General features: G+C 39.4%; 11 protein-coding genes. 7 read left to right on the top strand and 4 right to left on the bottom strand.

The annotated features are described in order from the left end of the window. The first annotated feature begins 12 nt into the window (after nt 1–12). The 7 genes from L3Q70_RS04800 to L3Q70_RS04770 all read left to right on the top strand — a co-directional run bounded on the left by L3Q70_RS04800 (nt 13) and on the right by L3Q70_RS04770 (nt 6,994). Nucleotides 13–1,341, top strand: coding sequence for a GH1 family beta-glucosidase (locus L3Q70_RS04800; protein ID WP_237114965.1), 1,329 nt, complete (start codon nt 13–15; stop codon nt 1,339–1,341). A 15-nt stretch (nt 1,342–1,356) separates the two neighbouring features. After that, nucleotides 1,357–2,889 carry an MFS transporter gene (locus tag L3Q70_RS04795; protein ID WP_237114964.1) on the top strand — a complete coding sequence of 511 codons (1,533 nt, stop codon included), beginning with the start codon at nt 1,357–1,359 and terminating at the stop codon, nt 2,887–2,889. 34 nt (nt 2,890–2,923) lie between these two features. Further along, nucleotides 2,924–3,925, top strand: coding sequence for a LacI family DNA-binding transcriptional regulator (locus L3Q70_RS04790; RefSeq protein ID WP_193988485.1), 1,002 nt, complete (start codon nt 2,924–2,926; stop codon nt 3,923–3,925). A 70-nt stretch (nt 3,926–3,995) separates the two neighbouring features. Next, nucleotides 3,996–4,358, top strand: coding sequence for a MerR family transcriptional regulator (locus tag L3Q70_RS04785; protein ID WP_062570384.1), 363 nt, complete (start codon nt 3,996–3,998; stop codon nt 4,356–4,358). A gap of 127 nt (nt 4,359–4,485) precedes the next feature. After that, nucleotides 4,486–5,178 carry a DUF4336 domain-containing protein gene (locus L3Q70_RS04780; protein ID WP_193988484.1) on the top strand — a complete coding sequence of 231 codons (693 nt, stop codon included), beginning with the start codon at nt 4,486–4,488 and terminating at the stop codon, nt 5,176–5,178. 344 nt (nt 5,179–5,522) lie between these two features. Beyond that, nucleotides 5,523–6,296 (top strand): methyltransferase domain-containing protein, encoded by a 774-nt coding sequence (locus tag L3Q70_RS04775; RefSeq protein ID WP_062570382.1) that lies wholly within the window; start codon nt 5,523–5,525, stop codon nt 6,294–6,296. Nucleotides 6,297–6,337: 41 nt separating this feature from the next. Continuing rightward, a complete protein-coding gene (locus tag L3Q70_RS04770; protein ID WP_237114963.1) occupies nt 6,338–6,994 on the top strand; it encodes a LysE family transporter in 657 nt (218 codons plus the stop codon). A 64-nt stretch (nt 6,995–7,058) separates the two neighbouring features. On the opposite strand, the gene L3Q70_RS04765 is transcribed toward L3Q70_RS04770, so the two are convergent. From L3Q70_RS04765 to L3Q70_RS04750, 4 genes are all read right to left on the bottom strand, one after another. Then, on the bottom strand, nt 7,059–7,847 hold the full coding sequence (locus L3Q70_RS04765) for a LytTR family DNA-binding domain-containing protein (RefSeq protein WP_237114962.1): 789 nt from the start codon (nt 7,845–7,847) through the stop codon (nt 7,059–7,061). Then, nucleotides 7,844–8,830, bottom strand: coding sequence for a histidine kinase (locus L3Q70_RS04760; RefSeq protein WP_193988481.1), 987 nt, complete (start codon nt 8,828–8,830; stop codon nt 7,844–7,846). The genes L3Q70_RS04765 and L3Q70_RS04760 overlap by 4 nt, the downstream gene beginning before the upstream one ends. 129 nt (nt 8,831–8,959) lie before the next feature. Further along, nucleotides 8,960–11,491, bottom strand: coding sequence for a glycoside hydrolase family 3 protein (locus L3Q70_RS04755; RefSeq protein ID WP_237114961.1), 2,532 nt, complete (start codon nt 11,489–11,491; stop codon nt 8,960–8,962). 37 nt (nt 11,492–11,528) lie between these two features. Beyond that, complete coding sequence (locus L3Q70_RS04750; protein WP_237114960.1) at nt 11,529–12,305, bottom strand: family 16 glycosylhydrolase; 777 nt, start codon at nt 12,303–12,305, stop codon at nt 11,529–11,531. Nucleotides 12,306–12,337: the final 32 nt, after the last annotated feature.

Here is a 12,337-nt window from a genome sequence, read left to right as displayed (position 1 = left end):
AGGTTTCTTTACATGACTCAGTTCACGTTACCAAAAAACTCAACAATGCTTAGCAAAGATTTTATCTATGGCGTTGCAACAGCCTCATTTCAAATAGAAGGAGCAGCCGATCAGCGTCTCCCTTGTATTTGGGATACTTTCTGCGCGACGCCTGGAAAAATAGCTGATAACTCAAACGGCGATTCCGCCTGTGAGCATGTAAAAAATTGGCAAGACGATGTTGAACTAATCGACTCTTTAGGTGTAGATGCCTATCGCCTATCAATTTCTTGGCCAAGAGTCATAAAGTTAGACGGTACTTTAAATCAAGAAGGTATTAACTTTTACATTACTATTTTAGACGAACTAATGCGTCGAAATATTAAAGCATTTGTTACATTATATCACTGGGATTTACCACAGCATTTAGAGGATAAAGGAGGCTGGTTAAATCGCGAAACAGCGTATGAGTTTGCTCGCTATGTAGATCTAGTAAGTAAAGCACTATCAGGAAAAGTATATTCATATGCAACGTTGAATGAACCTTTCTGCAGCTCGTATTTGGGCTATGAAATAGGCGTTCACGCACCGGGTATCAAAGGCCGTGAATTTGGCAGAAAAGCCGCTCATCATTTATTACTTGCCCATGGTTTAGCGATGAAAGTGCTAACTAAAAATAGCCCTGAGTCATTAAACGGTATCGTGCTCAACTTTACTCCTTGTTACTCTGTATCATCGAGCGAAGCAGACATTGCAGCAACAGCTTTTGCAGATGACTATATAAACCAATGGTATATGAAACCTGTGATGCAAGGAGCATATCCTGACATCATAGAACAGTTGCCACCCGCTCACAGACCTGACATTCTAGCTGGCGATATGGATATTATTTGCCAACCATTAGATTTCTTAGGCGTAAATTTCTATACCAGGCTGCGCTATGAAGCAAGTGATACAGATTATTACCATGAACTGCCTCACCAAGCGCCAATGACAGATATTGGGTGGGAAATTTATCCATCTGCATTAACAGAATTATTAGTTTCTTTGCATCAAAAATATGATTTGCCGCCAATTTATATTACAGAGAATGGCGCTGCTATGGCCGACAAAATGGTGGATGGTGAGGTGAACGATCAAGATCGTATCGCCTATTATAATGCCCATTTAAATGCAGTGAATGATGCCATATTACAAGGTGTTAATGTAGCTGGCTACTTCGCATGGAGCTTAATGGATAATTTTGAGTGGGCTGAAGGTTATTCAAAACGCTTTGGTATTGTTCATGTTGATTACAACACACAAATACGAACAGTAAAGCTAAGTGGTAAAGCATATAGCCAGTTAATTACTCGCCGATAAAAAAAGACAACAACAATGATAAAACACACTCTTCCCATCTACGAAAAAATTGGCTACGCGATGGGCGATGCCGGTGCTAATTTAGTTTGGCGTGGAGCTTTAGCTTACTTAGCCGTATTTTATACTGATACTTTTGGTATTTCTGCCGCCGCTGCCGCTTTACTTTTTTTAGTCGTACGCCTATCAGATGGGGTCACTGATATAATAATGGGCATGATTGCAGATCGGACGCAAACACGGTTAGGTAAGTTTCGCCCATGGATATTATGGTCAACGCCATTTTTGGCACTCTTCATGGTGCTGTGCTTTACGACACCTGATATTAGCCCAACGGCAAAACTAATTTATGCCTACTTCACCTATATTGGTCTCACTTTAGCGTATACCGTAAGTAATGTGCCCTACTCTGCATTAATGGGGGTTATGACAGGTGATGATCTAGAACGAACTAAGTTATCAGGTTTCCGTTTTGCTGGGGCGTTTGCAGGTGGTTTATTAGTAATGGGCTTTTTACCAGACCTAGTCGCTTACTTTGGACAAGGGGATAGTGCGCAAGGTTACCAATACACCATGTATGTATTTGCCGCCTTACTCACCGTACTCATGTTAGTCACGTTTGCAAGTACCAAGGAGCGTGTTCAACCTGCTACAAATAAGCAAATCTCACTAAAAACAGAGTTAGCGGATTTAAGTTCAAGCTTACCTTTTATCATCCTTCCCTTATTAGCAATCACATTATTTTTCTATTATCGCGAGCTCTACTCAGGCTTATTTTTTGCGGCGACAATGATATTTATGACAGTCCTTATCCGTCGCTTACTGGCAAGTGATCACAGTAAACTGAGTGGCTCACAACGAGATATGGTTGATTTACTTACAAATAAACCATGGCTGATATTGTTAGGTATGGGCTTTTTAACAATGATGTTTAATGGCATTAAATATGGTGTCATTGCCTACTACTTTAAATACTATGTTGGTAACGAGCTTTTAACAGGCCAGTACTTTATTGCTTTATTAGTTGTCTCAATTTTCGGTGCGCTTAGTACAGGGAAGTTAGCGGAAATACTCGGCAAACGCACGTTGTTTATTGCTTCCTTATTATTAAGTGCCCTCTTTACCATTTGTTTCTTTTGGCTGCCTAATGATAACCTCGGCCTGATTTTTGTAATGGGCTGTCTTTCCGAATTCTTCGCCGCCATGATGCCTACCCTATTTTTTACTATGTTAGGAGATAGTGCTGACTATTCTGAATGGAAAAATAAGCGCCGTGCCACTGGCCTTATATATTCAGCAGGGACTTTTGTGCAAAAAACAGGTGGAGGCTTTGCAGGAGCCTTAGTGCTCGTTGTACTTGCAAGCTATGGCTATGATGGAATGGACGAAACGACCGTTGCACACTCACTCGATGGCATGATTCTACTAATGAGCTGGCTACCAGCCGCTTTTGCTCTTATCGCCGCGGCACTGATGGCCTTTTATCCATTAACATCTGACATGACGGAAAAAATTACAGAAGACTTGGCAATTAGACGCGCAAGTCTGTAAATTAAAAAGCTAAGGTTTATATTTAATAATAATTATGGCAACTATTTATCAAGTATCAGAGCTCGCAGGCGTTTCTTTATCGACCGTTTCTCGCGTTTTGAATGAGAATGACTACGTCAGTAAAAAAACGAAACAAAAAGTACTCGATGCAATGGAGCAGCTTGGTTATACACCAAACTCGATAGCTCGCTCCCTTGCTTCAAATTGCACTAATAGTGTGGGTATTTTAGTCTCTGAATTAGATGGCGCGTTTTTTGGTGAGATGATGTCTGCTATTGAAGCGCAATTAAGGGCCGCTGGGAAACATGTCATTATTACTCCCGGACACAGTGAAGAAGACAAAGAAAAAAATGGCTTAGAATTTTTAATTTCACGTAATTGTGATGCAATCATTGCCCATGTTGAAGCTGTTAGTGATGAGTATCTAGTAAAGTTAAACAAAGGTAAAACCCCTATTTATTTGATCAGCCGCTATGTAGATAAAATGAAAGAAAACTGCATTAGCCTTGATAACGTGATGGGAGGCTACTTAGCAACCAAACACTTACTTAATCAAGGCCATACAGACATAACATACATTGCGGGTCCGTTATTTAAACCCGATGCATTCGATCGATTAGAAGGTCACAAAAAAGCCTTAAAAGAACATGGTATTGCTTTTGATGAGCAAACTCTATTTGTCGGTGACTTTAAAGAAACCGGCGGGTATAACGGCTTAGAGTATTTCTTTAGCAACAATATAAAATTTACCGCTGTTGTTTGTGCAAATGATGAAATGGCTTCCGGTGTAATGAAATGTGCAAGAGAGCATAAACTTGACCTTCCAAAAGACTTAGCAATTGTCGGCTTTGACAATGTTCATTTTACAAATTACTTGTACCCAACTTTGACGACGATTGATAACCCAGTTGAAAAAATGGGCATTATGGCTGCCAACCTTGTGTTAAAACAAGTGTATAAACAAAATCGCTCTAATATAGAGCATATTTTTACACCTGATCTACTGGTACGCGATTCGACAACGCATTTAGTCTAAGCTTAACAAAGGCGACACTAACCGCTTATTTTATATAACGAATAATATCGATTTACTAATGGAGTAACAGGTGTTTATCGGTGAAGTAGCAAAAAAAACCAATTTATCTGTTAAAGCTATTCGGTTTTACGAAGAGAAAGAGCTCATTACCCCACCAAAACGTCAAGGAAAGTACCGTGTTTACACCGATGAGCACATAGAAGTATTGAGGTTAATCAAAGAAGCGAAACTGTTGGGTGTTACATTAGCTGAACTGAAAGGGTTCATAAAATATGAAAACGGAGAAGCTAACTGGGCTGAGATAAGTGAGTTTCTATTGCACTTAAAAAGCCGTTTGCAAGATCAGATTGAGCAAACAAAACAGAAAATCACCAAAATCGATTCATGTGTTGCGATTATTAACGCTAACTCGTTAGTTGACTCTCCCCCTTAGTGGAAGGTTTATAATCGTTGAAGATTATTAAAATAGTCAAACGTCATAGCACGTACATTGTGTTTAATTATAATAATTTCAAAAAATTAAGCCTTTCTGATAACTTTGATTCTTATTCGGAAATAATATGGAAAAGTTGGCAAACGAGATTTGGGTTGTTGATGGTAAAACAGTAAATTTTTTCTTTTTACCTTTTACAACGAGGATGACAGTCATTAAACTCGCTAATGGCGACCTATGGGTACACAGCCCTATCTATCTGAGCGATGCTCTAAAGAACCAAATAGACCGCTTAGGTCCAGTTAAACACCTCATCGCACCTAATCACTTACATCACTTATTTTTACCTCAATGGATTACAGCATATCCAGATGCTAAAACCTATGGCACAGATGAAGTCATCAAAAAGCGTAGCGATATCTCATTTGATGCGTCCCTCAATGACGATTTAGCGTGGCAGTGGCATGCCGATATTTCTCAAGAGTTATTTACAGGCTCGCCCTTGATGGAAGAATGCCTGTTTTTTCATAAACGTTCAAAAACATTGATCGTGACGGATTTGGTCGAGAACTTTTCTGGTGATGACTTTAACAGTTGGCAGAAATGGCTAGCAAAAGGTGCTGGGATCTTAGCTCCCGTAGGACAAACACCGATAGATTGGCGTTTAAGTTTCATGTTTAAAAAGTCCCAAGCCAGACAGCACTTCAGAAAAATACTGGCTTGGGAGCCTGAGATGTTAGTTATGGCTCATGGTGAATTAATTAAACACCAAGCCGTTGAGTTTTTACGTAAGTCTTTTCGCTGGCTCGCTAACAGCTAAACTAAAACTAACCAGTTTTGTTTGTGGGTCACAGACCTAATAAAGTATAAAAATTATACCAAACTGTTCTTTAGATAATGATTGACTCTCCCGTTAAGGGCAGGCTTTAGACTTGCAATTACGTGCTAAAACAAAGCTCTTCATTTTTAAACCGCCATGACGAAACTACAAACCATACTTTCTAATAGGGTGATTTCGATGCACCAGAAGGGCGTTAGTCAGCTTAGTTCTCAGTATGACTAAAGGCTTATGGTTGCTTAAAATATAATATATTATTATTTCTATTAGGCATTGCTGCGGCTCTAAGGATATGCCAAATAGAAAATTGATTGGATAGCGAGCAAATGGATTATATTAAAGTAAATAGAGATACGTGGAATAAAAGAACTGCCCTTCATACCCAATCTACTTTTTACAACCTACCCATGTTTAAAAGTGGAACAAACTCTCTTAACCCGATTGAACTGGCCCTACTCGCTGATGTGAAAAATAAATCACTCCTACATTTACAATGCCATTTTGGTCAAGACACACTCTCTTGGGCGCGACTTGGCGCACGTGTAACCGGCGTTGATTTATCGCCTACAGCAATTGAGTACGCAAATAAGCTCAAACAAAGCTTAAATATAGAAGCAACATTCATAGCAAGTGATGTATATAGTTTTAGCACTATCAACACGCATCTGTTTGATATTGTTTATACCTCTTATGGTGTCCTAAACTGGTTACCCAATTTAAGTAAGTGGGCTAACGTAATCGCTAACTCTTTACAAAAAGGTGGAGAGTTTTACCTAATAGAATTTCATTCTTTCAATGAATTATTAAATGGTTATTCTTATTTTCATGACACTGCCCCAACGATTGAAGAAGAAGGCACCTATACCGAGAATTGTGACGGCACTCTGTCGAAAACAGTGACATGGAGCCACTCAATTAGTGACATTATAAACGCGCTCATTCAGGCAGGTTTAACGATAGAGTCATTCAACGAGTACCCATTTAGCCCATATGACTGTTTTGAAGGCTTAGAGTACGTGTCTGATAAGGGGTATCAATTACTTCATAGAGGGCATCAAGTCCCTCTTATTTTTTCAATTAAAGCGAGGAAGCACCTTTAAAATGAGCCATTCTTCGCGTTTCACCATTCTCAGGGGAATTTATGGATATTAGCTTAATCAGTATATTTGTCTCAGTTGCAGCTGCACATTTTCTTGCATTACTTAGTCCTGGGCCTGATTTTGTCTTGGTTGTAAAAAGTGCATTAAAAGGCAATCAAAAGAACGCCATAGGCGTAGCACTTGGTATAGCAACAGCTAACGCAGTGTATATTGCCCTGTGCCTTATTGGCGTTGGTGCCATATTATCTGCATCTATTGGCTTGATGATGACACTCAAAGTTATTGGTGGCTTATTTTTGATGTATATAGCCTATCACGCATTAAAAGCACCTAAAAATGCCTATGCTAATTTCTCCACAAACACGAAGACATCAACTGAGTTTTCGTTGTCATGCTTTTGCAAGGAATTTGTGACTGGGTTTCTTTCAGGCATATTAAACCCTAAAAACTTATTATTTTATTTGAGCCTATTCACTGTTGCACTGACACCTGAGGTCAGTATTAGCTTTAAAGTGCTTTTAGGCGTGTGGATGACCTTAGTGGTCTTCTTATGGGATGTGACAATTATTTATATGCTGTCAAAAAATACTATCAGACAAAAGTTCATTAGAGCGGCATTTTATATTGATAAAGTAACGGGTGTCTTACTCGGTGCCATAGGGTTTAACATTTTAAAATCAGTTTGGTCTAAACAGTAATACTAAAATTAGCCACAGTAAGGTGCTGTTTATAACCCTTAATTGTAAAGCAGCACCCGTCTCCTTATATGAGCTTTTTTAATTGCTTACTATAAGTTCGGCTTACTTTTAATGTTTTACCTGTTGTTAACGTTGCCATATATTCAGAGTTACGAAGTGGCTCAAGCTGTCTTACGTAAGTTAAATTGACAATGGTCGACTTATGGATCCGCAAAAATGCCTCTGGTAGCATATTGCTTTCAAGCTCTTTCAACCTTGCTCTCATAACATGGGTTTCGGTTGCAGTATGCACACACATATAGTCACCGGCTGCATCAATCCAAAGAATATCAGTGAATGAAATTATTTGAATCGGATTTTTAGCGTCTCGGATCACCAAGTGATCACTATCAAAATTATACTCTGACTGATTGACAGAATGTTTGTGATGCTCAGCTTTGTTACTCACTGCTTGCTCGAGCGCTATCAACTCACTTTTTTGAAATAGCCTTACGTTACTGACCACTCTTTCTATAGCTTCTGCAAGCCTGTCTAGTTTCACTGGTTTTAATAAATAATCAATAGCTCTAACTTCAAAAGCTTGTACTGCATGTTGGTGAAAAGCAGTGACAAAGATGACCGCTGGACATGCTTCGGGTTGAAAATACTTTATCAATTCAAAGCCTGATTTAGTGGGCATTTCGATGTCTAAAAAAATCAAGTCAATTTCATTATTGTTTATGAGTTCAATAGCATCGTCAACACTGCATGCACTCCCAACAATATTGATTTCAGGAAATTGTTCGAGCCGAATACGTAACCCTTCGACAGCACTGTATTCATCATCAACCAGTATCGTGTTTAGTTTTATCATTTATTGTGACCACTTATTGGTAAGATTATACATACCCAAGCACCACCTTCGCTTAAGTTGCCCTTTTCTAATCGGTGTGACTTTCCATACATTAACTTTAGACGTTGCTCACAATTTGCTAATCCAATCCCTCTTTTGTTGGTGCTTTCATCACCAAATCCCTTGCCAGTATCAGACACTTTTATATTTAAATAGCTCTTTGTTTTTTCTATCGCAATGGTGATACACATTGACTGGTTTGAACGCATGCCATGTTTTAATGCATTTTCTACAAGAGGTTGAATCAACATGGATGGGATTAGCAACTCGTTACAATCATCTGCCACAGAAATATCAACAACCAGCTTGTCTGTAAACCGGCACTTTTCTATGTCTAGATAATTGCTAAGAATGCCGATTTCTTCTTTAATTGTTACTTTTTCCAGTGGATCTGTATATAAACTGTGCCGTAAAAGGTCACACAGTTTTTCAAGCATTTTTACAGCCTCTAAACTTTCTTTCTTCAAAATCAATGTACAAATTGCATTGATACTATTGAACATGAAATGGGGGTTTAGCTGGTAGCGCAGCATTTTTAATTGTGACTCTTTAGCTAAATGTGTGGCTTCTGCTGCTTTTTGCGTTTGCTCTAAATTATCTAAATAAATCTTAATCCCATAATAAAACGCGGTCCACGTTGAAAGAACCGTTAATGACGCCGATGTCCATGTGCCAAAATCAAACCATGTCATTGGTTGCCATAAGTTTCCATAAAACCACTGAAGTGTTATCCACTTTATTTGCGTCCAAATTAACGTCGCGATTATGACAACGAAAATATGAAGCGCAATCTTCAGCTTTAGCTCAATAAAATTGATAGAGGCGAATAGTTTTCTAAGGATAAGAGTAATTAGAAACCCGCAAGCTGTGTCAATAATCAAATGCGGGATATGGATAGTCCAAGGCTCATCACTTGGTACTTTAATCATTAACTCGGTTAGCATTGCGTAAACAACCCAACCACATATCTGAAACAGCCAAAATAAGTGGCCGCGGGGGTTACTAGTATTCAAATTATTCAATCCATAAGGTAAAGCTGATAAGCATTACTTGCCCATCAGCTTTACTAAGATTTAGTCAGAGCATGAGAGTAAATAAGCATCTGCATTTGGTTTACTAGTCAGTGCTATATCCGCAACAGCTAAGCTGGCAGCCTTTGCTGAAACATTTAACACCTCTGTCACCTTGGTTATATTATTTAACGCAGATGGACAATTTAACGGTATCGCTAACGTATGCCATTTCTTATCATTCATCAAGGCTTCTATTGATGCAAACTTAATGTTGCGCAAGCAATTTCCTTCATTACACATTACTTGCAATTGAGCCTGATTACTTGGCGCAGTATTAATTCTCATTTTAAGTTCAAGAATAGCTGACTTACTTGCATCACTGAGCACTTCAGGCTGCTGGTAGCTTAAGCTCAAAGTGGCTTTCTTTGCCCCTGCTCGCCAAATGAACTGCCTTGCATCTTCCTGATAAGACAAGTTAACTGATTGCATTAACAAACTAGCACCATCACCACTGGTTGCAGAAGAGCCTGTGGTTTCAATGGCTGCTGTTTTTGCATCTTTAAGTTCCCACACTAAGTGCTCTGAAAGTCCTCTTACAAATAAAGGCTTAGCGTCATCACTTGCCACCTTTTTAGGTGTTGTATCTTCACTTAATAAAGGCACATTAACCGTATCTTGATAAGTTAATCCATAATCATAAGCAAACAATGGTTCATACGTTTTGTCACCTAGGTTTAATGTGTATTGCGTATCATACTTTGGCCATGAAAAGCTTAATTTACCAGAGAAATCGAACTGAGTGTTACCCTTCGCATCTGTCAATAAAACATCTGCCACGCCCTCACCTTCAGAGCCGGGTAACCATGCAGCAACAAATGCATCAGATGCATTGAGTTCTTTATTTATCCAAAGTGGCCTACCGCTCAAAAATACAGTAACAACCGCAATACCATCAGCTTTTAATTTTTTCAATAATGCTAGATCTGCTTTTGTTTTATGCTGATATTCAAGATATTCGATATCACCAAACCACTCTGCATAAGGCTCTTCACCTATAACTACAATCGCTACATCAGGTTTGACCGAGTAGTTTCCGGCTTCATTTAGTTCAATTTGCCCACCAGCTTTTTCAACTTGCTTCTTCAAACCGTTATAAATTGACGTTGCATTAGGGAAATCATCATTGGTATTGTCTGTACCTTGCCATGAAACGCTCCAACCACCCGCTTGCTTTGCAATATTATCGGCACCCTCGCCTGCAACCAATATCTTGCTTGTTGTTTTAATAGGGAGTATTTGGTCATTATTTTTTAGTAACACTAATGATTTACGAACCGCTTCTCTAGCGAGCTCACGGTGCTCAGCAGCACCTAACCATTCAGGATGCTGAGATTCAGATCGGCTTGATGGTTTACCTCTTGAGAAAGCTCCCCATCGAATTTTCGCTCTCAAAAAGCGTCGAACAGCATCATTAATTCTTTCTTCAGAGATAATCCCCTCTTTCACTTGCGCAACCGTATTATGATAAAAGGCCTCAAAGTGCTCTGGGACCATAATAACATCGACACCGGCATTAATAGCAGCGGCACATTGCTCTAAGTCACAGCCTTCAACGAATTTATGGGCATTCCAGTCGCTAACAACAAAGCCATCAAAGCCCATTTGCTTTTTAAGTACCTCGGTCAGTAAATACTTATCACCGTGCACACGTTGACCATTCCAACTATTAAAGGACGCCATAACTGACTGAACCCCTTCATTGATCGCTGAAAAATAGCCCGGGCTATGAATGTCTCTCAATCCCTTTTCATCAATAATGGTGTTACCACGGTCTATACCACGCTCAGTTCCACCATCACCAACAAAGTGCTTTGCTGTTGCAATCCGATTTGTTCCTGTTAAGAAATTATTGTTGATGTTTCCCTGAATACCCACAACCATTTCGCCTGCGTAATCTTTAACTAAATCAGGGTTCTCAGAGTAGCTTTCATATGTTCTACCCCACCGATCGTCCCTGACTACTGCGACAGTAGGCGCAAAACTCCATTCTATTCCGGTTGCAGCAACTTCTTTTGCTGTCGCTTGACCGATGCGTTTAATGAGCTCTTTATCTCTGGTTGCACCTAAACCGATATTATGTGGAAATAACGTAGCTCCATACACATTGCTGTGTCCATGCATCGCATCTGTGCCCCAAATAGTCGGGATTGCAGCCCCATCTAATGATGCATCTACAGACGCCTGATACATTTCGTCTGCGTATTGAAGCCACTGTTTCATCGAGGCTCGTTTATTACCATAAGGCGCGGTATTACCACCATTCAAGTACGATCCAAAGCCATACTTGCGCATCTGTTCGACACTTAAATAGCCTATTTCAGGTTGAATCATTTGCGCTACTTTTTGCTCAATTGTCATTGTTTCAATGAGCTCATCAATTTGCGTTTCAACAGCAGGGTCTTGCTTGAGTTTAGTATTTACATCGGGCCAGTTTACCTGTTCACTGCCGATGGCATGTGAAAGATGACTATAGACAAGCCCAACAAGAACGAATGGGCTTAATAATAACGCTGAAAATTTAAATCTAGACATTTAAAACCTATAATACAACACGTTGAAAAATAAATAGTTAGTTAGGTATGTATTCAATAAAATCATAATATACCCAAGATGAAGCACCATAATATTGCCCAGGAAAGTAATTGGCTTCTTGTGAGTTATCGCCGTGCCAGTGATTAATCATGATTTTGGTGTTATCAACAGGCCAAGCGTACGCAGGTATCTCATTATGTGTGAGCACACCATCACCATTATCTTTATACACGGTACGAATAGTTTGCTCTTGGCCATTGGCATCATAAAGATACCAACGAATAACACTGCTAGACCAATCAAAGCCTATCATGAGCAGGTTTTCACGGTAATCGAGACCATATTGACTTAAATCGATGTCCTTTTCCCAGCTCTGATATACTCCGCCTTGCGGCTGATAGATAATATTTGTATGCACAACATTACCAAGTGAGGGGAGCAGCTCAATATCGATTTCTTGCCATGCTCGACCAGGGCTATCCCACCATGATGTGTAAGTGAATATAGATGAAACCGTACCCGCAATATTTCCTGACTTTAAACGTCCTTGTACTTTGCCATAACTATAAAACTGATTAGTTTGTAACTCTGAGCATCTGCCCTGCGATAACGACAGTGTTAAACCATATTCACTGGGGCTTAGCATATTAGGCTGAAAAGTACACCCAAATGGCGTGCCATTATCCCCTTGTCGTGCCGTCCAAATACTAGTGTTATAACCCCAAGCGAAGTTATCTTTAAAGTAGTTAGCACTTAAACTGGGGGATAAAAATGCAATACAGAAAATTGATATATGTAGCCAATTTTTTTTCATTTTTTTGCCTCATATCTGGTTCGCCCCCAAAT

It is taken from the genome of Pseudoalteromonas sp. CF6-2 (genome assembly GCF_021729425.1).
Taxonomy (GTDB): domain Bacteria; phylum Pseudomonadota; class Gammaproteobacteria; order Enterobacterales; family Alteromonadaceae; genus Pseudoalteromonas; species Pseudoalteromonas arabiensis.
This window is presented reverse-complemented; position numbering and strand designations above follow the sequence as displayed.